Genomic DNA, 24,097 nt, shown 5'->3' with positions numbered 1-24,097 from the left:
CCCCAAAAAAACCAGTAAAACAATAAACCCTATCTCAATGAACCAAACAAAACAACTATCCCGTTTTGCGGGTGCAAACATAACACCCTTTTTTGAATTACAAACAACTTTTTTAGATTTTTTTTACACCCTGTTTTTACTTCCTAAAACAACTTACATCTCCTACTCCTAAACCGTAAAAAAAACACTAAATAATCAATGAACTCAAGCCAACCCTCTTGCGGTAAGCGGGTGCAAACATACCACCCTTTTTTCAATTACAAACAACTTTTATGAAGGTTTTTTTAAAGTATTTTTTAACCCACTGAAGGGCAAATGAATACCCCTTAAAAAAATAAAAACACTTACAAAAGAGACATACTAGGATAAATAATAGCAGACAAATCTTTCTTTAAATAACATAACAGCATTACAAGTATAAAAAGATCCTCGCCTACCCCTAACTGGTATCAGATAGGGATTGTAGTGGCATCCTTGGTTTGTTAACACACTAACAAACCAAGATACAACGGAAAGCCCGCAGAACTGCATCGCAGGGATGATCTGCAGAATACCTTAAAACGACTACTATAAATCAAAACAACTACCCCTAGTAAGAAAGGATATCCGTTAGTTTATACTTAAATCGTATTAAATATGAATTATGTAACACAATACTATTGTAAGGATAGTATTATCCTATTATCTTTGCTCCTTTAATAAATAAGAAATGATTAAAATTACATTACCAGACGGTTCAGTTAGAGAATACCAAAGCGGTATTACTCCTATGGAAGTAGCAAAAGATATTAGCGAAGGGTTTGCCAGAAATGTTCTTTCTGCCAAATTTAACAATACTATTATCGAAACCGCTACCTCACTGACAACAGATGGTAATCTGGTACTCTACACCTGGAGAGAGGATGAAGGTAAAAAGGCTTTTTGGCACTCCTCTGCCCATATCTTAGCACAAGCATTAGAAGAACTATACCCTGGTGTAAAGCTTTGGGTAGGACCTGCTATTGAAAATGGCTTTTATTATGACGTGGATTTAGGTGAACACACGCTTTCTGAAAAGGATTTTGACAGCATTGAAAAAAAGATGTTGGAAATAGCCAGAGGTAAGCACGATTTTAAGATGCGTTCAGTAAGCAAGGAAGAGGCGCTATCTTATTATAAGGGAAAAAATGAATATAAAGTAGATCTTGTTGAAGGACTTGAGGACGGTACCATAACGTTTTGCGATCACGACACCTTTACGGATTTATGCCGCGGTGGCCATATTCCCAATACAGGTATTGTTAAAGCGGTCAAAATAATGAGCGTAGCAGGGGCTTATTATAAAGGAGACGAAAACAATAAGCAATTAACCCGGGTTTATGGGATTAGCTTCCCGAAGCAGAAAGACTTAAAAGAGTATCTCTATTTATTAGAAGAAGCTAAAAAAAGAGACCACAGAAAACTAGGCAAAGAACTAAGTTTATTTACGTTTTCGCAAAAAGTGGGGCAAGGACTACCGCTTTGGTTACCAAAAGGAGCTGCGCTTAGAGAACGATTAGAGCAATTTTTAAAGAAAGCTCAGAAAAAAGCAGGTTATGAAATGGTAGTTACTCCACATATTGGTCAAAAGGAGTTGTATGTTACTTCTGGTCATTATGCAAAATACGGTGAGGACAGCTTTCAACCCATCCATACACCCGCTGAAGGAGAAGAGTTTTTACTGAAACCGATGAATTGTCCGCACCACTGTGAGATTTATAGCAGTGAACCGTGGTCCTATAAGGATTTACCAAAGCGATTTGCTGAGTTTGGTACGGTGTATCGCTACGAGCAAAGTGGAGAGTTGCACGGCTTAACAAGGGTACGTGGATTTACACAAGACGATGCGCATATTTTTTGCACCCCTGATCAATTGGATTCAGAGTTTAAAAAAGTTATTGATTTAGTTCTTTATGTATTCGGGTCTTTAGGGTTCGAAAACTTTACTGCCCAGGTATCGGTTAGAGATTTAGAAAATCCTGAAAAATATATTGGCGATCCCGTAAACTGGGAAAAAGCAGAAAATGCCATCATCAACGCTGCAAAAGATAAAGGACTAGACTATGTAATTGAAACTGGTGAAGCTGCGTTTTATGGACCCAAGCTTGACTTTATGGTCAAAGATGCTTTAGGTAGAAGCTGGCAATTAGGTACCATACAGGTAGATTATAACTTACCTGAGCGTTTTGACCTTACCTATAAAGGAAGTGACAACGAGTCGCATAGACCAGTGATGATTCACCGTGCACCGTTTGGAAGTATGGAGCGTTTTATTGCTATTTTATTAGAGCATACCGGCGGAAACTTCCCACTGTGGCTAATGCCAGAGCAGGCTATTGTACTATCTATCAGTGAGAAATATGAAAAATACTCGGAAAAAGTTTTAAATTTGTTAGAAAATAACGAAATTCGCGCCCTTGCGGATAATCGTAACGAGACGATTGGTAAAAAAATTCGTGAGGCGGAATTAAATAAATTTCCTTATATTATAATCGTTGGTGAAAAGGAAGAAGAAACCAACACCATCTCTGTGCGAAAACACGGAGGTGAAGATTTAGGTTCGATAAGCATCTCGGATTTTAATAAAATTGTTAAAGAAGAGATAAATAGAACCTTAAAGTCCTTTAATGGATAGTATATTTAAAGTAAAAAGAAGTTTAATTTAAAATTTTAACGTCATAGCAATACGAAGAAGAAGATCCCAACAAGCATTTCGGGAGAAAAAAGAAGATGCACATAGAATCAACCATCGAATTAGAGTTGATGAAGTTCGTTTAGTCGGAGATAACGTAGAAACGGATATCTATCCGATTAAAAAAGCAAGAGAGCTTGCGGAAGAACAAGGATTAGATTTAGTGGAAATATCACCTAAAGCTAACCCTCCTGTTTGTAAAATTATGGATTATAAAAAATTCCTTTACGAACAGAAAAAAAGAGACAAAGCTCTCAAGGCTAAGGCTACAAAAGTTACGATCAAAGAAATAAGATTTGGTCCTAATACCGATGAACATGATTATGAATTTAAGAAAAAACACGCCGAAAAGTTCCTACAAGATGGGGCGAAATTAAAGGCTTATGTTTTCTTTAAAGGAAGATCTATTGTTTATAAAGATAAAGGCCAGATATTATTATTAAGACTTGCCACGGATTTAGAAGAATACGGAAAAGTAGAACAAATGCCGAAACTAGAAGGTAAGCGAATGACAATGTTCATAGCTCCTAAAAAAGGAAAATAAATATAACTAATCTTTTAGCATTAGTTATATATACAATAATAAGTGAGATTAAAATTAAGGATAAGATGCCTAAAATGAAAACTAAATCCAGTGCTAAAAAACGATTTAAAGTTACTGCAACTGGTAAAATTAAGAGAAAGCACGCTTTCAAGAGTCACATATTAACAAAGAAATCTAAAAAGCGTAAGCTTGCTTTAACGCACTCCACATTAGTGCACAAAAGCGATGAAAATAGTATTAAGGAACAATTGTGTATTAAATAATTGTACCAAAATAGTATTTGGTTAGAATTAGTATAAACCCAGGAGTTAGGCTATTATAAAATAAGCAAGTATCAGTAATGATCGCCTACTACTAAAAAATTTAAAATTATGCCAAGATCAGTAAATTCTGTTGCGAAGAGAGCTAGAAGAAAAAAGGTTCTTAAGCAAGCAAAAGGTTATTTTGGACGTCGTAAAAACGTTTGGACAGTAGCCAAAAACGCGGTGGATAAAGCAATGCAATATGCTTATAGAGACCGTAGAAACAAAAAAAGAAGCTTCCGTGCCTTATGGATCACTCGTATTAATGCAGGTGCTAGATTACACGGAATGTCTTATTCTCAATTTATGGGTAAAGTAAAAGCTAATGATATAGAGCTTAACCGTAAGGTGCTTGCAGATTTAGCGATGAATCACCCAGAAGCTTTTAAAGCTATTGTAGATAAAGTAAAATAATTCTTTTAACAATATATCTCACTTAGAAAATCCCGCAATAGCGGGATTTTTTTTACATCTAAAACTTAAAGCAGTGTATTTTATCGTGTTTTTTTGCGTTTAAACTGTTAAACTACATTGTCAGCTCAGATTTTTGTGTATTTTTGTTACAAATCGATTATATGTATTTATTTCGCCCTAAAGTTTTATTAATCAACCTATTGAAAGCAGTAATGATAATTTTAATCTTGTTTACTGAGTTGACTACTATAGTATGGACCGCTACCGCTTCAATGCTATTGTTTAGTATATTTTCGTTGTTCAATATCGACCTAGATAAAGGTGAAAAAACTGAGCTCCAATTGATTCCTATCAAGAAATGATCATAAACAAGTTCAAAAATTATTTTATTACCAAGCAAAGTAATAAAAAGCAAAGTTCGGATGAGAAGGTTATCAGTGATCTTATCCACTTTTTATGGAAAGAGATTGAATTCCCTATAAGCGATAGTTCCCTAAAGAGTAAAATCAAAACCTTTGAAAAATCTTCGATCACCCGAAAAATTGAATCACTACCTGAGATTTACTTGCTGTTAGAGCAACAAATTACGGAAAGAAATTCAGTTACAAAACTCTCTCAACAACAATTAAGAGATACCATACAAGAAAAGTATCCAGCACTATTAAATTTTGCACATTTTAAGCTGATATTCCAAAGTTTAAAAGAGCAAGAGCTTATGCTTTGTAAGTTATTTTTATCGCGTGTATTAGACAAATCCATTGAGCTTATTGGATCTGACGTAAGCCAAGAAATATTAAATATCAAAAACAGCTTGCAGCGTAATTATGATATCAATCGATTGGATCTCATTAACGAAAGAAAGAAGTTGCTGGATTACTCCACAACAATTTATGCTGTATTTAAAAATCAAATTGGCATTAATGCCATAACAAATATTTATTTATTAATATACAAACAACATTTTCAGTCGTATAACCTTTTAGAATCTTTTACTGCAACACTTAACGTTATTCCCGAAGAAATCTTAGCTAAGGACCTCATTCATTTTCCAAGTAAGCAACAAATGCTTAGAATGCTACAGAAGCAACTGTACAGCATGGAGGAAATAAATGAGCGGCTAACCAAAGAAATCGTTGAGCGAAAAAAAATTGAAGAAGAGCTAAAATTTAGTGAATATCTTAAAACTACAGTTCTAGAAACCGCTATGGATGGCACGATCTTAGCCAAAAGCGATGGTACTGTACTTAACTGGAATAATCAGGCGGAAAATATTTTAAAAGTAAAACGTAGTGAAACCATAGGCGAAAGTATATATAGCTTTGTACCTAGAAAACTACGTGAAGAATTAAGAACCAGTTTTGAAGATTATATCGCTTACGGAGAAGGACAACTTATCAATCGTAGAGTTGAAACTGCTGTTAATCTTAGAGATGGTTCTATTGTATATGTAGAATTAACAATTGTACCAATTAAGGTCAAAGACGATTTTTTATTTAATGCTTTTTTTAGAGACATTACGAATAAAAAACTTATTGATAACGAGATACGAGAGGCTAAGGTTATGGCAGAAAAATCTGCAAAAGCCAAGTCGATTTTCTTGTCCAATATGAGTCACGAAATCAGAACACCTCTTAATGTTATTCTGGGATTAACCGGAATTCTGCAAAAAAGTGGCTTCAATAATCCTGAGGTAGACAGAAAAAATTTGGATGGCATTCAATTTTCTGCGGAGAATTTATTAGTCTTAATCAATGATATTCTTGATTTTAGTAAAATTGAAGCTGGTAAAATAACATTACACCAAGCAGACTTTAATATTCACGAGTTATTAAAAAACGTATCCAGAGGGTTTAGAATTAAAGCCGAAGAAAAAGGATTAAGCTATGAATTAAGCATCAGCGATAATATTCCTAAATTTATTGTGGGGGATCAATTAAGGCTGAATCAAATTTTAACCAATCTTTTAGGTAACGCGATCAAATTTACTCAAAAAGGCAGTGTGGCTATCAATGCCTCAGTTGCCCTAGATGATAAGGAAGAATTAAAGCTTAGGTTTACTGTTAAGGATACAGGTATCGGTATACCAGAAGATAAATTAACTCAAATTTTTAAAAGCTTTTATCAAGTCCATAAACCTGGTAAAACGAAAATCGAAGGAACGGGACTAGGACTTTCTATAAGTAAAAAGTTAATTGAACTCCAAGGTGGTACGTTGGAAGTAAGTAGCACATTAGGAGGCGGATCGCAATTTGAATTTACTATCGCCTATCAAAAGAGCAATTTAAAAAATGGATACAGCGCAAAGGATGAATTAATTTTAGAAAAAACAGAAAATAAAGTTACAGGAATGAAAGTATTGGTTGCAGAAGATAACAAAATGAATCAATTTTTTATCAGTCAACTCTTTAATGAATGGGAAATAGAAACAGAAATAGCAAATAATGGTCAGGAAGTCTTAGAAAAACTCGAAGAATCTACCTTTGACCTTATTTTAATGGATATGCATATGCCCGTAATGGATGGTGTGGAAGCCACTATTCAAATCCGGAAATCATCGGACCCCAATATTAGTCAAATCCCAATAGTTGCGTGTTCTGCCGATGTATTTCCAGAAGCAAAACGCAAGGCTATTGAGGTCGGTATGAACTACTACATCACCAAACCGATTAGCGAAAAAGCATTAGAAGAAATTCTATTTAGCCTCAAAGACACTCCTAGAGAAGAAATAGAGGCACTGGATCGCCCAATAAACACGACTAAAACAGAAGCTGCATCAAATATATTAGATTTAAGTTTTTTAAACGAAACGTTTAGTGGTGATAGTGATATTATCCATCAAGTCCTTCAACTCTTTGTCGATGAAACGCCAGACGACTTCATCGAATTGCAGGTAAGTATACGCGTTCAGAATTGGGAACAAATAAGTCATTATGCGCATAAGTCTAAATCTAGCTTTAGTTCTCTCGGATTGAAATCGCAAGCGGCACAATTACAAGAAATTGAAACCTTAGCAAAAGAGCAAAAAGACATAGAGCGGATTACTGCATTGTCGGATAGTTTAAACAAAACTCTAGAGTATATTAAAGGTGAAATAGAATATCACCTTAATTAAGACACAACTTTGATATAGTGTACCAAATACCTTTTATATTTGCAGCTATGTCAGATACCATTACTAGCATACAGAATCCAAGGATAAAATTTTTAGCCTCACTTCAAGAAAAATCCAGAGTTCGAAGAAAAGAACAAAAGTTTAGCGTGGAAGGTGTTCGCGAAATCATGCTTGCCGTGCAAGGAGGATATACGCTTTTAGAACTCTACTATTGCGACAGTATCCTTCAGCAAGAAAATCTAAATTTCACCTCCCTAGAAGGAGCCAAGTTAATTGCAGTTTCCAAAGAAGTATATAATAAATTAGCGTATCGGTCTTCTACAGAGGGTGTTATTGGTCTTTTTAAAAGCAAAGATCACGATTTATCCTTGTTAAATATCAACCAGGACTCACCGCTTTATCTCATCGCTCAATCCATTGAAAAACCTGGTAATATTGGTGCGCTACTAAGAACAGCGGATGCTGCAAATATTGATGCGGTTATCATTGCAGATCCGCTTACGGATATCTACAACCCTAACATCATTCGATCTAGCGTAGGATGTGTTTTTACCAATACAATCATCACAGAAACTTCCGAGAATATCATTACATTTTTACATAAAAATAAAATAAATATTTACGGCGCTGCATTACAAGCTTCAGTAGATTACCATCGCATAGATTATACGCAGCCCAGCGCTATAGTTGTGGGAACGGAAGCAACTGGTTTAACGGATTTATGGTTAAAAAACACTACAAAAAACATTAAAATACCAATGCAAGGAAAGATCGATTCGATGAATGTTTCTGTTGCAGCAGGAATTTTAGTTTTTGAGGCAAAACGACAACGAGACTTTACAAATTAATATCATAAAAAAATCTTTGGACATTTAGTTAGTACTAAATACACTAAAAATTAGTAAATTACCGTTCCTATACCCAAATCCAAAGAACCTAATTACCTATAGCTAATGACGCCATCCACGTTATTTTATTTATTGATTACCATAGTTATCATTGTATTCGTCATAGATACATTGTTAGACTTCTTGAATGCGCTTCATTTTAATGATGAAATCCCTAAAGAAGTTGCGGATGTATATCCAGAGGATGAATATCAAAAATCTGTAGCCTATAAAAAGGTTAATTTTAAATTTAAATTGGTGTCATCCAGTGTTTCGCTTATCCTAATGTTACTTTTTTTTATTTTTGATGGTTTTGCTATAGTTGATAATTTTGCCCGAAGTTTATCTGATAATCCAATTGTGATTGGGCTTATCTTCTTTGGCGTTATTATGATTGGTAGCGATATTTTATCCACTCCTGCAGCCTACTATAAAACTTTTGTTATTGAGGAGGAGTTTGGTTTCAACAAAAGTTCTAAAGTCACTTTTTTTACTGATAAGCTCAAAGGATTAATCATGCTAATCATAGTTGGCGGAGCGCTACTAGCTTTAATTATATGGTTTTTTGAATTAACCGGAAAATCATTTTGGATATACGCCTGGGGCTTAATTTCTGTTTTTACCTTGGCAATGAATATGTTTTATGCCAAATTAATCGTACCCATCTTTAATAAGCAAAGTCCATTAGAAAATGGAGCGCTTAGAGATACTATTGAAACCTATGCGAAAAAAGTAGGGTTTCAGCTTAAAGATATCTACGTAATCGATGGCTCCAAAAGAAGTACAAAAGCCAATGCCTATTTTTCAGGTTTTGGAAGCGAAAAAAGAATTACACTTTATGACACACTGATCAATGACTTGAGCAATGAGGAAATTGTTGCTGTACTAGCACACGAAGTTGGTCATTACAAGAAAAAACATATTGTTTTTAATTTAATTCTATCCGTGGTACTAACAGGAATCACCTTATGGTTTCTATCTTTATTCATCAGTAATCCTCTGTTATCGGAAGCGCTAGGCGTGTCTCAGCCTTCTTTCCATGTAGGTTTAGTTGCTTTTGGTATTTTGTATAGTCCCATTTCAGAAGTTACCGGCCTAATTATGAACTCTGTTTCAAGAAAGTTTGAATATGAGGCTGACGCCTACGCAAAAAGCACCTACTGCGGCACAGCTTTAATCAATAGCTTAAAGAAACTATCCAAAAAAAATCTAAACAACTTGACCCCACATCCAGCAATGGTTTTCATTCATTACTCCCACCCTACTTTACTCCAACGAATTAAAAATATTAAAGGATAATACTTACCTATTTTTTTGTTCATTACAATTGATAATCGTAATTTTATTTAAAGCTCTGCTATAAAAAAAAGCATTGTGATTAGGTAGGCTTTAAAAAGGGGAAACTTCACACTAATACTTATATTCAAGGCTTTTATAACTAATATGCATATGACGGAAGCTGCTATAGAAGAAGAAAACAAAAAAATTGCTAAGCAATATAAAGAGCTGCTGCGCATAAGTTATCGTCATCTTAATGATGAGGACAAGAAGCTTATTCGACAAGCTTTTGATGTAGCTGTTGATGCCCACAAAGAGCAACGTAGAAAAAGTGGTGAAGCTTATATTTTTCATCCCATAGCCGTCGCTAAAATCGTAGCAAGCGAAATAGGGTTAGATGCCACATCTATCGCAGCCGCATTATTACACGATGTGGTAGAAGACACTGAATATACTTTAGTAGACATTGAACAAATGTTTGGAGATACAGTTGCTCGCATCGTGGATGGGTTAACTAAAATATCTTCTCTTAAACACGATAAAGACATTTCATTGCAGGCAGAGAATTTTAGAAAAATGCTGCTTACGCTAAATGATGATGTACGGGTAATAATTATAAAAATAGCCGACAGGCTTCATAATATGCAGACTATGGATGCTATGAAGCCCGATAAGCAGGTTAAAATCGCTTCTGAAACCTTATACATATATGCCCCCTTAGCACATCGTATAGGACTTTATAACATCAAAACAGAGCTCGAAGATTTAGGACTTAAATACACCGAGCCCGAGGTTTATCAGGACATACTTGAAAAAATTAAGGAAAGTAAAGAAGAGCAGGATGAGTATATCAAACGCTTTTCAGATAAAATACGCGAGGGTTTAAATAAAGAAGGCTTGAATTATGAAATTCAAGGTAGACCTAAATCTATTTTCTCGATCAGACGAAAAATGATCAAGCAAAATATATCTTTTGATGAAGTATATGACAAATTTGCCATACGAATTATTTACAAATCTGATTTTGCAAACGAAAAGTTCATCGCCTGGAAAATCTATACTGTAGTTACTGATTTTTACAGACCCAACCCAATTCGATTAAGAGACTGGATATCGCAACCAAAATCTACGGGATATGAAGCACTACACATCACCGTTGTTGGGCCTGACAGTCGATGGGTAGAAGTGCAAATTCGAAGCGAAAGGATGCACGAGATTGCTGAAAAAGGATACGCTGCGCATTATAAATATAAAAACAACCAGGAAAAACAAGATCAAGGGTTGGACGGCTGGTTAAACCGTTTACAAGAAGCACTTGAAAACTCAGAAAGCAATGCCGTTGATTTTGTAGAGGAGTTTAAGCTTAATCTTTATGCCAAAGAGATATTTGTGTTTACCCCACAGGGAGATTTAAAGTCTTTACCAAAAGGTGCTACCGCTTTGGATTTTGGATTTAGCGTCCATACCGAAATAGGATTACACACCCGTGGTGCCAAAGTAAATGGAAAATTGGTGCCACTTAGCCACGAATTAAAAAGTGGAGATCAAGTAGAAATAATTACTTCTAATAACTCTAAACCTTCATCCAGCTGGTTAGATTATGCGACTACTGCAAGAGCACGGGCCAAAATCAAATCAGCATTACGAGACGAAAAGAAGAAAATTGCAGAAGAAGGAAAAGAAGTACTCAAAAGAAAACTAAGGTCTCAAAAGATAACACTAAACGAAAAAGTGGTTAATGAGTTAGTCTTGTATTTTAAGCTTAAAACAAGCTTAGACCTTTTTTATCGTGTTGGTCTTGGTACCATAGACAATCAAAAAATAAAAGAGTTTGCTACCACGAGAAGCAATGTTTTTATGAATTTCATTAAAAATAAAATGCGTCGTGGCACCTCTAAAGAAGTAGAAAAAGAAGAAATTACTTCTAAATATGATCTGATCGTTTTTGGTAAGGACGCAGAGAAATTAGAATATAAACTTTCTAATTGTTGTAACCCAATACCAGGAGATGATGTATTTGGTTTCATCACAGTAAATGAAGGTATTAAAGTACATAAAAAAGACTGCCCAAATGCCTTGCAATTGCAAAGTAATTATGCCTATAGAATTATGCCTGCCAAGTGGATTGATTCCTCCCAAGAGGAGTTTAAAGCGGTTATAAAACTAAGCGGTATTGATAATATTGGTGTAGTTAATAAGGTAACGCAAATTATCTCTAATAATATGCACCTTGCTATTTATAATATGAATTTTGATACCAACGATGGGGTTTTTACCGGAAAAATAACGGTAGGACTAAAAAATAAGAATGTCTTAAAAGATGTAATGCAAAAATTAGGTAAGATAAACGGAATCGATAAAGTGATTCGTGAATAGCATTACCTTAGTACAATTTACTGTAGGATTTTTGTTTACCAATTGGCATAACCTAAAGATGAGTTTCTCCTTATTATTAACTTCAAATCAGTAATTAACTTCCAAAAAATAATGTAAATTTGCGTTTTCAAACGTATGAGCACTAAAGAAAACTCACAAAACGATCAAAATATCGTTAAAAACGTATTTACCAGCTTCTTAGAAGAGAATGGTCATCGTAAAACACCAGAACGATACGCAATACTCCAGGAGATTTATGAAAGTGATGAACATTTTGATATAGAATCTTTGTATATCAAAATGAAAAACAAAAATTATAGAGTTAGCCGAGCGACACTTTATAACACTATCGAGCTTTTGTTGGAGTGTAAATTAGTGCGTAAGCATCAATTTGGTCAAAGCCAGGCCCAATATGAAAAATCGTATTTTGATCGACAGCACGACCATTTGATCCTTACAGACTCTGGTGACGTTTTAGAATTTTGTGATCCTAGAATTCAATCCATAAAAAAAACCATAGAAGAGATATTTGATGTGGACATCACCAACCACTCCTTATATTTCTACGGAACAAAGAAAAAATCAACAAATCAATAAACTAATGGCAGTAAACTTATTACTGGGTCTTCAATGGGGAGACGAAGGAAAAGGTAAAATTGTAGATGTACTTACAAAAGATTACGATATTATAGCAAGATTTCAAGGAGGTCCTAATGCAGGGCATACTTTAGAATTTGACGGTATAAAACACGTACTTCACACAATTCCAAGTGGTATTTTTCACCCTAACGCAATTAATCTTGTAGGTAATGGAGTCGTTATAGATCCTGTTATCTTTAAAAGAGAGTTGGAAAATTTAGAAAAATACAATGTTGATTATAAAACCAAATTGCTTATTTCCCGAAAAGCACATTTAATCCTACCTACACATCGTATTTTAGATGCCGCGTCTGAGGCCTCAAAAGGAAAAGCTAAGATAGGTTCTACGCTGAAAGGTATCGGTCCCACGTATATGGACAAGACTGGTAGAAATGGTATACGAGTTGGTGATCTGGAATTAAACGACTGGAAAGAACGTTATAGAAACCTAGCCGATAAACACGAGGCTATGATTGACTTTTACGATGCTAAGATCGAGTACAATCTAAAAGAACTTGAAGATGAGTTTTTTGCGGCTGTTGAAATGCTTAAAAGTTTAACCTTCATTGATAGTGAAGAATATTTATATAGAGCTCAAAAAGACGGCAAGAAAATCTTAGCAGAAGGTGCTCAAGGTTCGTTACTCGATATTGATTTTGGAACCTATCCTTTTGTAACCTCTTCAAACACCACCGCTGCTGGGGCCTGCACAGGATTAGGAGTTGCGCCCAATCAAATTAAAGAGGTATTCGGAATTTTTAAAGCCTATACCACCCGTGTGGGAAGCGGACCCTTCCCTACTGAACTCTTTGACGAAGTAGGAGAAACTATGGGTAGAGTGGGTCATGAATTTGGAGCTACTACTGGTAGAAGAAGAAGATGTGGTTGGTTAGACCTGGTCGCTTTAAAATATGCAGTACAAGTAAATGGGGTAACCCAATTGATGATGATGAAAGGTGACGTATTAAGCGGCTTTAAGAAACTAAAAGTTTGTACCGGATATGAATATCAAGGTCAAACTATAAATCACTTACCGTACAATATTGAACCCGAAAATATTACTCCAATATATACAGAAATGAAAGGTTGGAAAGAAGACCTGACCAAAATGACCGATAGTAGTCAATTTCCTAAAGAATTAAATGACTATATCGCATTCTTGGAAAAGGAATTAGAGACTCCTATAACCATAGTTTCCGTAGGACCCGATCGTAAACAAACGATACACAGATAACGTTAAGCATACAATTTAAAAAAAGCTCTAGCCTATTCTGGTCTAGAGCTTTTTTGTAATTAAAGAATGTTTTATAAACAATTAGCGTAACACCCTGCAACCCCAACGTAAGCGAATCGTTTATAAGGCAGTACCGATACTTTTTTAGCTGAAATTTGAATATCATTAGCTGGAATTTTCGTTATTTTGCACACAAAATATAGATCTTTGAGACATATAATTTTCGTAATAATCATAGGTGTTTTTTTTAGTTCCTCTAGTATTGCTCAAGAAGGTAAACCAATAAAAATACAGTCAGACAGAACGATTAAGGACCAAAACAGGTTTGAAGGTGCTACTATACTTGCTAAGGTTACAAAACAAGTATACATGCAGCACGAAGGTATCGAAATATGGTGTGATCGTGCAGTCTATTATGGAGATGATGAGTTCGTTAGAGCTTTTGGTAATGTAAGAATGAAACAGGGAGACACCCTAACGATGACTAGTGATTATGCGGAATATAATGGAAAAACTAAATTTGCATACGCAAGTGAAAAGGTGTTTTTAGAGACCCCCTCAAATACTCTTAAGACAGATACACTTTTTTTTGACCGATTACGACAACAAGCCTATTATCGAAGTGGTGGTACCGTTAAAGACTCTTCCAACACACTAACTAGTAGAATCGGTCGCTATTTTATGGAACGTAAACAATACTCTTTTAATACCAAGGTTAAAATTGTCAACCCTGAAAACACTGTAGATTCTGAACGTTTGGACTACTATACCGAAAACGGACATGCTTACCTTTACGGACCTTCCACTGTTAAGGGCAAAGAAAGCACCTTGTATTGCGAACGCGGATTCTATGATACCAAAGTAAAAACAGGGTATGCTATTAAAAACGCAAAAATAGATTACGACAACCGTACCGTTTTTGGAGATAGCATTTTTTATAATAGTGCAATTCAGTTTGCTTCCGCTACCAATAATATTAAAGTATTAGATACGGCAAACAACAGTGTGATCACCGGGCATTATGCGGAGGTTTTCAAAGACAAAGATTCTGTATTTATAACAAAAAGAGCTCTTGCAGCTACCCTACAGGAAAAAGATTCCATTTATATCCATAGTGACACCCTAATGGTAACTGGTAAGCCCGAGAAAAGAATAATGAGGGGGTTTTATGATGTAAGAATCTATAAAAGTAATATAAGTGGTAAAAGTGACTCTATCCACGTGGATCAAACTACAGGATATACTAAGATGATTGGTCAACCCATCATATGGTCGCAAAAAAACCAAATGACAGGGGATACGATAAAAATTATTTCAAATACCAAAACAGAAAAGCTAGACTCACTTATTGTTTATCAAAATGCTTTCTTAGTACAAGAAGATACGCTCAAAGCAGGCTACAATCAGGTAAAAGGACAAACCTTATACGGGCTTTTTAAAGACAATGAAATTTATCAGGTCGATATAGATAAAAATACCGAGACCATATTTTATCAGAGAGAAAGCGAAGGAGAATTAACTCTTATAGGAATCAATAAAGTGCTATCTAGTTCCATTAAATTGTTATTAGACAATAGAGAGATTCAGGATGTATTTTATTATCAAAATATCGACGGGACTTTATATAAGGAAAATGAATTGCCCGAAAATGCAAGACAACTTTCTGGATTTAATTGGAGAGGTGAAGAGAAAATAAATAGTAAGGCAGATCTATTTAGAGGCGAATCTCCACCTAAATTAACTAAAATCAAAGGCATACCACTCCCTGAAATAGAAACGGACTTCTTTGATGAGGAAACAGTAAAACGACTCAAAGAAAACAAATCACAAGGATCTCAATTATTGGAGCAAAAGCTTAAAGATGCGGAGCTAAAAGAAACGGAAGTTAAAAAGAAACAACCGCCTTTACTGAAAAAAATCAAAGGAACGGATAAGAAACCTAATAAAGACAACAAAAAGCAAGTAAACGTAGATCCACTTTTAGGAAAAACGGCTAAGGAAAGAGATAGCTTAACGGTAACCAAGTTACAGTTTAAATCAGGAGCTAATAGTAAGGATACACAAAAGGAGTAATTGATAATAAATGATGGCGCATAGAGAGGGATTTTTTAAATATCAAGCACAGACTACTCCCCATCCGCTTGCTATGGAAGTAGCAAATGCCGAAGGATCATATATTTACGATACCACCGGTAAGAAATATTTGGATTTTGTAGCTGGAGTTTCAGCTTGTAGCCTTGGTCATAGACATCCAAAAGTTATAAGAGCAATAAAAGAACAGCTGGACCAATACCTCCATGTGATGGTGTATGGAGAGTACATTCAAAAATCTGCTGTTGAATTGACAACACTACTCGCCAAGCATTTATCTCCTTCCTTACAAAAAACATACTTAACAAATTCTGGAACGGAAGCCATTGAAGGTGCCTTAAAATTAGCACGACGCGCTACCGGAAGAAGCCAAATAATTGCTGCAAAACTTGCCTATCACGGCAACACTATGGGCGCACTTAGCGTAATGGGGTACGAAGAGCGCAAACAGGTGTTTAGACCATTAATACCTGAAATAGAGTTCCTAGAATTTAATAATGAAGATGATTTAGATATCATAACATCCAAAACAGCCGCAGTTATTTTAGAAACTATCCAAGGAGGTGCTGGATTTATTATGCCCACTAATGACTACTTAAAAAAAGTCAAACAACGCTGTCAACAGGTTGGGGCCAAACTCATATTGGATGAAATACAACCAGGATTTGGTAGAACGGGAGAACTTTTTGGTTTTCAGCATTATGATATCGTTCCTGATATTCTGGTGATGGGTAAAGGTATGGGGGGTGGTTTACCTATTGGTGCATTTACTGCATCCGAAGCCATGATGGACTTATTAATGGCTAACCCTAAATTAGGACATATCACAACCTTTGGGGGTAATCCGGTGATAGCTGCAGCAGCATTAGCCACACTAAAAGAAATCACAGAAACTAACTTAATACCCGCGACACTTACCAAAGAAAAATTATTTAGGTCTTTATTAATTCATCCTCTTATTAAAGAAGTACGTGGTAAGGGATTGATGCTTGCTATGCTAACCCCGAGCGCAGAAATTGCCACAGAAGTAGTTTTACAATGTCAGGAAAAAGAATTGATTTTGTTTTGGCTATTGTTTGAAAATAAGGCGGTTAGAATAACACCTCCCTTAACCATAAGTGAGGATGAAATTAAAGAAGGTTGTGCAATCATCTTGGAAGTTCTGAATAAGATCCAAGAAAAAACTACATAGTTTAACATTATGCTGATAATTTATTTTGTATTTTTAATATACTTCACAGCATTAAAACCAAGGGCTTTTTCTTAACTAAAATGGGTACAATATTTGTTAATTAGTTTGTTAAAAACAAAAAACATATGTATTAAAACCGTATGATTTGATTTGTAATTTTAAGTTGAGGAAATAAAAAAAGCGTTACTAAATTACTAAACCGACTAGTGATCTGGTTTAAAAAGGGTTGATAAATAATTTTAGAGTACACATTCATTTGATTTGTTACGTAGCGCAAAATAACGTGTAGAATATACTACTTCATTGGAGTAGATCTATACTAGTGATAAAATAAATAGTTAGTGACGGATGAGATTTAACCACGAAGAAGAAGAAGATAATTTTTCACTTACAAGATATGAGTCTATGCTTAAATCAAACGATATTAAGTTTTTTGACTCTGATGAATTCGAAGGCATTATACATCATTACCTGGAGAATGGTAAAATAGCTAAAGCCAAAAAAGCTATTTCTTTAGGGCTATCTCAGCACCCATCCTCCGTAAACCTGAAATTATTACAGGTAGAGATATTGGTTTTTGAAGACCGACTGGATAAAGCAGATAATCTACTGGCGCAATTGCACGCCATTGAGCCCGATAACGAAGAGATTTACATTCAAAAGGCTAATATATTATCCAAGCAAAATAATCACAAAGAAGCTATTGGATTACTTAATAATGCCTTAGCACATACTGATGAATATGCTGATATCTACTCTCTAATAGGAATGGAATATCTATTTATGGATGACTTCGAAAATGCAAAAATAAATTTCATGAAATGTTTAGAAGCAGACGACGAAGATTTCTCTGCGCTCTACAACATTATCTATTGCTTTGATTTCCTAGATCAACACGCCGAAGCCATAGAGTACCTCAATATGTTTTTGGACAAAAATCCTTATTGTGAAGTTGCCTGGCATCAAGTGGGTAAACAATATTATGAGCTCAAAGAGTATGAAAAAGCCTTAGCCGCATTTGATTTTGCTATTATCAGCGACGATTATTTCATCGGAGCTTACTTGGAAAAAGGAAAAGTGTTAGAGCGATTAAAACGGCACGAAGATGCTATCGAAAACTATAAAATCACATTAGAGTTAGATGATCCTACCTCATTTGCATTGCTTAGAATTGGTAAGTGCTATGAAAAATTGGGTAAAAGCGATCTGGCCTTACAACATTTTACAAAAACAGTTCATGAAGATCCGTTGTTAGACAAAGGTTGGATTGCCATTACTGATTTCTATTTTAGAAAAAAGAACTATCAAAAAGCGCTGTACTATATTAATAAAGCAATCAATATAGACGGGGAAAATGTGTTATATTGGAAACGGTATGCCAAAATTAATAATAGACTTGCCTTTTTTGAAGAGGCAGAAAGAGGTTATAGAAAAGCTTTAGATTTAGGTAATTATGAATTAGAAACCTGGCTTAATAGAGCTGATATACTACGTTTTTTAGGGGAATCAGAGGCAGCAATTCAAAATTTATATCAAGCACTTGAATTTTACCCAGAAAACGCTGAAATTCTTTACCGACTAGCCGGCCTTTTCTATGAAAGTCAAGATGCTATAAAAGGAAAACACCATCTTCAAAAAGCCCTCGAAGCAGACTTCGAATACCGTATTGTTTTGGAAGAATTATTTGAGCAGGTTTACAACTTATCCATTGTTCAAAACCTCATTTTAGCATATAAATAGAATTTTAAAATTATTAAATTTTAGGGTTAGGTTTCATACATTTGTGTGCACAAAGAATTTAATCATTTTAGAATGCCCAAAAACCTTAAGGACTATATTTTAATTTCAGCCAAGGGATTGGCGATGGGAGCTGCAGATGTGGTTCCTGGCGTTTCCGGAGGTACCATTGCTTTTATTTCTGGTATTTATGAAGAATTAATTTCTACTATACATAAATTAGATTTTGGTTTTTTTAAAACCTGGAAAAAAAAAGGGTTTTTATACTCTTGGCAATACTATAATCTTTCTTTTTTATTAGCATTATTTGTGGGTATCGGCATAAGTATTCTTAGCTTATCTAAACTTATAAAATGGTTATTGCATAATGAACCTCTTTTGCTTTGGGCCTTTTTCTTTGGGTTAGTTCTTGCCAGTATCATATATATAGGAAAGCAGATATCCGACTGGAAACCTAAAATTTGGATCGCTATCGTGGGATCCACCCTACTCTCCTACTTTATAACTACAGCAGAACCACTAGCATCTCCAGATAGTAATTTATACTTATTATTTTGTGGGTTTATAGCCATAATCGCTATGATCTTACCCGGTATATCTGGAGCGTTTATCTTATTATTACTTGGCGCCTACGAAAGTTTTATCGGTATACTCAATAACTTAAGAGACGGCTTGATTAATTTAGATATGGTATTATTGAAAGAAGCTATACTAAAAATACTGTTTATCGCAGCGGGAGCTATACTAGGATTAAAATTATTTTCAAGAGTTTTAAATTGGATGTTTACCAATCACAAGAACACCACTTTAGGATTACTTACCGGTTTTATGATTGGTTCTCTTAATAAGTTATGGCCGTGGAAAGAAGTATTATCTTGGAGAATTAATTCTGAAGGTTTAAAAGTTCCCTTCTTAGAACAAAGTATTTTACCCCAGCATTATGATGGTGATCCAAGAATAATGATTGTATTACTATTTGTTGTTATTGGTTTTTTACTAATTTTAGGGTTGGAACGTATCGCAGCTCAAAAGGCGAATTAAGCTTATGCAACAAAATACTCGAACCCTTACTGATAAGCTTTTTTTAGTGATTAAAGGTCTTGCCATGGGTGCTGCAAACAAAGTACCTGGGGTCTCTGGAGGGGTAGTGGCCTTTGTTGCAGGTTTCTACGAAGAATTTATTTACTCCTTACAAAAAATCAACGGCAAGGCTTTTAAGTTGTTAATCAATCTGCGATTAAGAAGTTTTTGGCGCTATATAAATGGTAAATTTCTCGGACTACTCATTTTAGGAATGGTAATCAGCTATTTTAGCGTTTCTCTATTGTTAGATTACTTACTAATTCATTATGAATTGTATGTTTGGTCTGCCTTTTTTGGTATGATCATAGGCTCTATCTATTATATTCTCAAAGGTTTTGAAGACTGGAGCAATCGCAATATTATATTAATGATTATTGGAGTAATTGCGGGTGTGGGTATATCATTACTAGAACCAGCTACGGAAAATGACAATCTCATTTTCGTCTTTTTTTGTGGCATTATTGGTGTTTCCGGTATGACACTACCTGGACTATCGGGCTCCTTTATTCTTATCCTACTGGGTAATTATGTATTACTTCTTGTTGACTCTGTTAATGCTTTATATGATACTATCGCTGATGTCATCCGTATGGATTTTAGCTTCACCAGTGACCCAGAAAGAATTCGCTTATTGAAAGTTTTAGCGGTATTTAGTTTAGGCTCACTTGCAGGATTAATTACTTTATCCCATTTTTTGGGATACCTATTAAAAAAATACAAGTCTGCGACCTTTGCAACCATAATTGGTTTCATCACAGGTTCTTTGGGCGTAGTTTGGCCTTGGAAGATTAAAGTTTTTAAAAAGAATATATCTGGTGAAATTATCTATGATGCCTTGGGTAACCCCATACTTGACAATTATGATCGCTATATTCCTGATGTGACATCAATAACTACCTACACAGCAGTTTTTTTTGTGATACTCGGAATTTTTATAGTACTCGGTCTGGAATGGTATGGTCAAAAAACAGTAAAAACTACAACGTGATATGAAGCTTTTTGGATTAGTTGGCAAAAATATTGGTTACTCATTTTCTAAAACATACTTCGCTAAAAAATTTAAAGAAAACCAACTTAACAACTACACCTACCAAAACTTTGATATTACAGACATCGATGCAATACGACAAGTATTCAAAACAAAAAACTTATCAGGTCTTAATGTTACTATACCGTACAAAGAGCAAATAGTACCCTATTTAGATGATCTAGACCCGACTGCGAAAGCGATTGGTGCTGTAAATGTTATTAAGATCGATAATAATAAATTTATTGGTTACAACAGTGATTGTTATGGTTTTAGTGAATCATTAAAACCTTTATTACAACCAGCAATAACCAAGGCTCTTATTTTAGGTACTGGTGGCGCTTCTAAAGCCGTAGCGTACGCCTTACAAAACTTGGGTATCACTTCAACATACGTATCGCGTTCTAATGAAAACGATGCACTTCATTACGATGCGCTTACTTTGAAAATTATAGAAAACCATAAGCTTATTATTAATTGTACACCACTTGGCACACACCCCAATGTAGATCGCTTTCCTAACATTCCATATGAATATTTGGAATCCCAACATATATTATACGATCTCATCTATAATCCCTCAGAAACCTTGTTTATGAAAAAAGGTAAAAAAAGAGGAGCTACGGTTATTAATGGATATCAAATGTTGGTCTTACAAGCAGAAAAATCTTGGGAAATATGGCACTCTTAATCGCACAACATACCTTAACCATCTAATTGCAAATACGATCCGGGGCTTTGAGGTTATCTAATATGTTAGTATCTTTAGTGTTTAATAAAGCTCAGAAGAATTAAAAAGCAAATTACGATGGCTACAAGTGATAACCTGCCAAAAGCAGATGGAGATAACGATAAAGTTAACGGTATTGAGGCTAATACTGAAATAACGAATACAAAACAGGTCGATTCTGAAGAAACGAAAGCAACCTCAGATACCGACAACCCAAAAGAACCATCAGTAACAGACAAAAGCAGTAATACTAAATCTTCGACTGACGAAGCCCAAGATGAGCTTGATAAATCAGTAGCTGAAGACAGTGAAGATACAAGCTCACTTGAAAGACACGATATTGAAAAAAAGGATTATCACTCCATGTCCAAAGAAGATCTGGTCAATGAGCTAAGGACATTAGTTAAAAATGAAAAGGTACAGGCTATAAAAGAACACGTGGATGAAATTAAAGCTGAGTTTAATGCCAAGTTCAATGAGGAGGAAGAACAAAAAAAAGAAGATTTTTTAGCAGACGGAGGGGACATTATAGATTTCCACTACTCTACGCCACTAAAAAAAGAATTCAACTCTGTATACTTCGATTATAAGGAAAAACGTAATGCCTACTATAAGAACTTAAAAAGAGACCTTCAGGAAAACCTAAATAAACGATTAGAAATTATTGAAGAACTCAAGGGGTTATTAAACATAGATGAGAACATAAATTCAACCTATAACCACTTCAAAGAAATTCAAGAAAAATGGCGCAACGCAGGTCCAATACCTAGAGATCGATATAATACCATATGGAATACCTACCACCATCACGTAGAAAACTTTTATGATTTCTTACACCTTAATAGGGAATTTAGAGACCTTGATTTTAAACACAATTTAGAGCAAAAACTAAAAATAATTGAAAGAGCTACAGAACTAGCTCAAGAAACTGATGTCAACCGAGCTTTTAGAGAGTTGCAATCCTTACACAAAATGTGGAAAGAAGATCTAGGGCCAGTTGCAAAAGAATATCGAGAACCCATTTGGGAAAAATTTAGTGAATTAACCAAAAAAATTCACGAAAATAGACAGCGATACTTCAAAGAACTTGATAAAATATATGAAGTCAATCTGGAGAAAAAACTTCAAATCATTGACCAAATTATAAAAGTCGGTAGTGATCATCCAAAAAATCATAATGGCTGGCAACAAAAAATTAAAGAAATTGAAGCCCTAAGAGAGCAATTCTTTAAAGCAGGCAAAGTACCCTTAAGTGCTAATGAGGAAACCTGGAGCAAGTTCAAGACAGCAGTTCGTGATTTTAACAGAAGTAAAAATGCTTTTTACAAAAACCTTAAAAAAGAACAGTTTGAAAATCTGAACAAAAAAATGGAACTTGTTCAAATCGCTGAGGATAATAAGGATAGCGAAGATTTTAAAGTGACCACGCCCTTGATGAAGAAAATACAAGCGGACTGGAAAAAAATAGGGCACGTTCCAAGAAAAGATAGTGATAAGATATGGAAAAGATTCAAAGCTGCCTGTAATGCTTATTTTGATCGTTTACACGCAGTGAAAGATGAAGCTAACAAAGAAGAGGTGGAGGCCTTAGAAAAAAAGCAAGAACATCTAAAAGAATTACAAGACTTTACACTATCAGGAGACAATAAAGCTGATTTAAAAACCATAAAAGAGCATATCAGTACCTGGAAAACCATAGGTAGAGTACCGTATCGTAAAAAGCAAATTGAAGAGGAATTTAATAAAACCCTAGACGGTCTATTTAAACAACTCGATGTAAATAAAAAAGAAGCGGAACTTATTAAGTATGATAATAAGTTAAATGAATTATCCAATCACTCAGATGATCGCGTATTAAATAATGAGCGTAGCTTTATCCGCAAAAAAATCGATGAAGTAAAAGGTGAAATCAGACAGTTGGAGAATAACTTACAATTCTTTAAAAATACGGATGACAGTAATCCATTAGTAAAAGAAGTGCATAATAATATAGCAAAACATAAAGAACAGCTGGAAGTATGGAAAGCTAAGCTTAAAAAAATTAAGCAATTGTAATATTAATTATGCAATGTCCTCTTTGTACCCATAAAGCAAATCCGTTAGGTACGTTACGAAAACGAAAATTTCATCATTGCCCTGTATGTCAGGGCATTTTTGTTGACAAGAGTTACTTACCCTCTACTGAAGAGGAAAAAGCGCGATACCAGCTGCATAACTACGATATTGAAGATGCAGGGTATCGTCAATTTGTAGCTCCATTACTCTCTACCATTACCAAGGAGCAAAACGCTAAAACAAAAGGCTTGGATTATGGTTGTGGCCGAATACCAATACTAACTTCATTATTAAAGCGTAAAGGATTTATAATTACACCTTATGATCCATTTTTCCATCCCAACTCTAATGCGCTTGATACCACCTACGATTATATCATTTGCTGCGAAGTAATGGAACACTTTCATTCACCTTGCGACGAATTTAAACATTTAAATACCTTACTAAACAAATCTGGAGTGATATACTGTAAAACCAATCTTCGTCCTTCGTTATATAATTTTGAGTCCTGGTGGTACAAAAATGATATTACTCATACTTTTTTTTACGCCGAAGAAACTGTAGACTGGATTCATAGGAATTTAGGTTTTTCAGAGATGGATATAGAAGATGGAGTGATTTCATTTTACAAACATTAATTCAATGTAATGTAATGTATATAATGATTGTAAGAATACTATCAAAAA

18 protein-coding genes are annotated in these 24,097 nt (G+C 34.8%); all 18 read left to right on the top strand.

What is annotated here, in order from left to right; genetic code table 11:
• The first annotated feature begins 709 nt into the window (after window positions 1-709).
• The 18 genes from thrS to EV197_RS07720 all read left to right on the top strand — a co-directional run bounded on the left by thrS (window position 710) and on the right by EV197_RS07720 (window position 24,049).
• Window positions 710-2,653, top strand: coding sequence for a threonine--tRNA ligase (gene thrS / locus EV197_RS07805; protein ID WP_130286160.1), 1,944 nt, complete (start codon window positions 710-712; stop codon window positions 2,651-2,653).
• Window positions 2,654-2,702: 49 nt separating this feature from the next.
• A complete protein-coding gene (gene infC, locus EV197_RS07800) occupies window positions 2,703-3,254 on the top strand; it encodes a translation initiation factor IF-3 (RefSeq protein WP_278042549.1) in 552 nt (183 codons plus the stop codon).
• Window positions 3,255-3,319: 65 nt separating this feature from the next.
• Window positions 3,320-3,517, top strand: coding sequence for a 50S ribosomal protein L35 (rpmI, locus tag EV197_RS07795; protein ID WP_130286158.1), 198 nt, complete (start codon window positions 3,320-3,322; stop codon window positions 3,515-3,517).
• A 108-nt stretch (window positions 3,518-3,625) separates the two neighbouring features.
• Window positions 3,626-3,970, top strand: coding sequence for a 50S ribosomal protein L20 (gene rplT, locus EV197_RS07790; protein ID WP_130286157.1), 345 nt, complete (start codon window positions 3,626-3,628; stop codon window positions 3,968-3,970).
• A gap of 358 nt (window positions 3,971-4,328) precedes the next feature.
• Window positions 4,329-7,082 carry a PAS domain-containing hybrid sensor histidine kinase/response regulator gene (locus EV197_RS07785; RefSeq protein WP_130286156.1) on the top strand — a complete coding sequence of 918 codons (2,754 nt, stop codon included), beginning with the start codon at window positions 4,329-4,331 and terminating at the stop codon, window positions 7,080-7,082.
• A gap of 47 nt (window positions 7,083-7,129) precedes the next feature.
• Window positions 7,130-7,930, top strand: a complete 801-nt coding sequence (locus EV197_RS07780) for a TrmH family RNA methyltransferase (RefSeq protein WP_130286155.1) — start codon at window positions 7,130-7,132, stop codon at window positions 7,928-7,930.
• Between the two features lie 105 nt (window positions 7,931-8,035).
• Complete coding sequence (locus EV197_RS07775; RefSeq protein ID WP_130286154.1) at window positions 8,036-9,268, top strand: M48 family metallopeptidase; 1,233 nt, start codon at window positions 8,036-8,038, stop codon at window positions 9,266-9,268.
• Between the two features lie 150 nt (window positions 9,269-9,418).
• Window positions 9,419-11,623 (top strand): RelA/SpoT family protein, encoded by a 2,205-nt coding sequence (locus tag EV197_RS07770; protein WP_130286153.1) that lies wholly within the window; start codon window positions 9,419-9,421, stop codon window positions 11,621-11,623.
• Window positions 11,624-11,758: 135 nt separating this feature from the next.
• The gene (locus EV197_RS07765) at window positions 11,759-12,220 is read left to right on the top strand and encodes a Fur family transcriptional regulator (RefSeq protein ID WP_130286152.1); all 462 of its coding nucleotides are present in this window, start codon (window positions 11,759-11,761) and stop codon (window positions 12,218-12,220) included.
• Window positions 12,221-12,224: 4 nt separating this feature from the next.
• Window positions 12,225-13,496, top strand: coding sequence for an adenylosuccinate synthase (locus EV197_RS07760; protein WP_130286151.1), 1,272 nt, complete (start codon window positions 12,225-12,227; stop codon window positions 13,494-13,496).
• Window positions 13,497-13,703: 207 nt separating this feature from the next.
• Complete coding sequence (locus tag EV197_RS07755; protein WP_242610700.1) at window positions 13,704-15,569, top strand: OstA-like protein; 1,866 nt, start codon at window positions 13,704-13,706, stop codon at window positions 15,567-15,569.
• A gap of 13 nt (window positions 15,570-15,582) precedes the next feature.
• Window positions 15,583-16,779 carry an aspartate aminotransferase family protein gene (locus tag EV197_RS07750; protein ID WP_130286149.1) on the top strand — a complete coding sequence of 399 codons (1,197 nt, stop codon included), beginning with the start codon at window positions 15,583-15,585 and terminating at the stop codon, window positions 16,777-16,779.
• A gap of 348 nt (window positions 16,780-17,127) precedes the next feature.
• A complete protein-coding gene (locus EV197_RS07745; protein ID WP_130286148.1) occupies window positions 17,128-18,519 on the top strand; it encodes a tetratricopeptide repeat protein in 1,392 nt (463 codons plus the stop codon).
• Between the two features lie 72 nt (window positions 18,520-18,591).
• Entirely contained in the window at window positions 18,592-19,557 is a 966-nt protein-coding gene (locus EV197_RS07740; protein ID WP_130286147.1) for a DUF368 domain-containing protein, read from the top strand.
• Window positions 19,558-19,561: 4 nt separating this feature from the next.
• Window positions 19,562-20,587: a DUF368 domain-containing protein gene (locus tag EV197_RS07735; protein ID WP_130286146.1), complete on the top strand. Its 1,026-nt coding sequence runs from the start codon at window positions 19,562-19,564 to the stop codon at window positions 20,585-20,587.
• Window position 20,588: 1 nt separating this feature from the next.
• Window positions 20,589-21,317: a shikimate dehydrogenase family protein gene (locus tag EV197_RS07730; RefSeq protein WP_130286145.1), complete on the top strand. Its 729-nt coding sequence runs from the start codon at window positions 20,589-20,591 to the stop codon at window positions 21,315-21,317.
• A gap of 117 nt (window positions 21,318-21,434) precedes the next feature.
• The gene (locus EV197_RS07725) at window positions 21,435-23,411 is read left to right on the top strand and encodes a DUF349 domain-containing protein (protein ID WP_130286144.1); all 1,977 of its coding nucleotides are present in this window, start codon (window positions 21,435-21,437) and stop codon (window positions 23,409-23,411) included.
• 8 nt (window positions 23,412-23,419) lie between these two features.
• Complete coding sequence (locus tag EV197_RS07720; protein WP_130286143.1) at window positions 23,420-24,049, top strand: class I SAM-dependent methyltransferase; 630 nt, start codon at window positions 23,420-23,422, stop codon at window positions 24,047-24,049.
• The last annotated feature ends 48 nt before the right edge of the window (window positions 24,050-24,097 follow it).

Origin of the sequence: Aquimarina brevivitae (assembly GCF_004216895.1) — a bacterium.
Classification (GTDB): domain Bacteria; phylum Bacteroidota; class Bacteroidia; order Flavobacteriales; family Flavobacteriaceae; genus Aquimarina; species Aquimarina brevivitae.
The sequence above is the reverse complement of the archived record's forward strand: the minus strand, read 5'-3'. Positions and strand labels throughout refer to the sequence as shown.